The organism is Ferroplasma sp. Type II (genome assembly GCF_000496155.1).
Map to the genome: position 1 here is coordinate 2,135 of NZ_KI542827.1, position 1,577 is coordinate 3,711.

Below are 1,577 nucleotides of genomic sequence, written 5' to 3' on the forward strand. Positions count from 1 at the left end.
CTACCATTATTATAACTGTTATAATAACAAGGAACGAAACTAACTTTTTATTATTCATAGATTTTCCCTCAATAGAGTTATCAATTATACTTTATATTTAAAAGTTGAGTGTTTACTTTAAAGATTAGTATATAAAATTGTAAATTATCAAAACATTGACTATTATATTTTTACATATTAATTATGTTTTTCTGACAAAAACTATTATGGAAATTCAACAACCTGAAACGGTCAATTTTTATATCATTTCTTGAGGAAATGGAGTATGCTGTAATGTCTAGAATTCAATTCCGATATAAAGGTTATAGTTTAGAGAAGAGCCTTAAAAAAAAGATGAAGTTAAACAACAGAAGGATGAAATACATAATTAGTTTTAATATAATGAATTTACAGTAAATTTATTATACTATCTTATCGCAGAATATAATAGAGAATATATAATCATGAATAAGATTATTTACCCTGTTTAATAATGATTAGATAATGGAAATGATACGGTACTCAAGACAAATAGTTTTAAAATATATTGGAGAGGACAATCAAAGGAAATTGCTTGAAAAATCTATCCTTATTGTTGGCCTGGGTGGTACAGGAAGCACCGCCGCTGAAATGTTTTCACGGCTCGGTGTGAAAAAGTTAATTCTTGTGGATCGTGATAAGATAGAAATTACTAATCTTCACAGGCAGATACTCTATGGCATGGATGATTTAAAAAAATACAAGGCAGAAACGGCTGCAGAAAAATTAAGGAAAATTAATCCCGGTGTTCAGGTTGAATTTTATAATGAAACTTTTGATTCTTCAATGGCATGGCTGGTAAACTCCGTGGATCTTGTGTTCGATGGAACAGATAACATGACAACTAGATTTATTATTAACGATGCCTGTGACAAATATGGAAAACCATGGGTTTTTACCTCTGCAATAGAAATGTACGGTGAATTTAAGGCCGTGATTCCTGGAAAAACATCCTGTTATGCTTGTTTCAACAGTGAACCAACAGAATTGCCGGCATGTGAGGTTTCCGGAGTATTGAATACAGTTCCCACCATAATTGCATCCTACGGAGTCAATCTTGCAATGAAAATTTTGCTGGATTATAAAATAGACGGCAGTATTTACTTCATAGATGCTTTTAGTTTTGAAATTAACAGAATAGATATAGAGAGAAATAATAAATGCAGATGCTGCCATGAAAAAGATTATAAGTATCTTGGAAAGGAATATTCGGGAATAGGGAAATCAATACTTTTATAATACAACAATTTTTACTATTTCACTTATTACAACTATTATGAAAACTATTCCAAGAAAACGATAGATATATTTCTGGTCTAGTTTATGGGCAAAAATTGAGAAATAGTACCCTGAGACAAGTGCTATTACACCTATTAAAATTGCAACCAGAAAATCAATATGCCCTATCCTGAAATAGCCTACGGCCCCGCTTGAGGCGGATAAAAACATTCCAAGTGTGGCAGTTCCAACCATATTCTGGGCTTTCATTGAGAAAAATACCATAATAATAAGCACAAACATAATGCCTCCACTTGTCCCTATTATCCCCGAAGCATGCC

At 32.0% G+C, this 1,577-nt stretch carries 2 protein-coding genes; one reads left to right on the top strand and one right to left on the bottom strand.

Annotated features, from left to right (window positions below):
- Positions 1-483 precede the first annotated feature (483 nt).
- Positions 484-1,257 carry a HesA/MoeB/ThiF family protein gene (locus tag AMDU4_RS13245; RefSeq protein ID WP_021788441.1) on the top strand — a complete coding sequence of 258 codons (774 nt, stop codon included), beginning with the start codon at positions 484-486 and terminating at the stop codon, positions 1,255-1,257.
- Here AMDU4_RS13245 and AMDU4_RS13250 read toward each other — a convergent pair.
- Positions 1,252-1,577, bottom strand: a 326-nt coding sequence (locus AMDU4_RS13250; protein WP_021788442.1) for a sulfite exporter TauE/SafE family protein, incomplete at its 5' end; no start/stop codon positions are given. The genes AMDU4_RS13245 and AMDU4_RS13250 overlap by 6 nt on opposite strands.

Coding starts and splice junctions, on each gene's coding strand:
- AMDU4_RS13245 (WP_021788441.1), top strand. CDS start 484: ATGGAAATGATACGGTACTCAAGACAAATAGTTTTAAAATATATTGGA.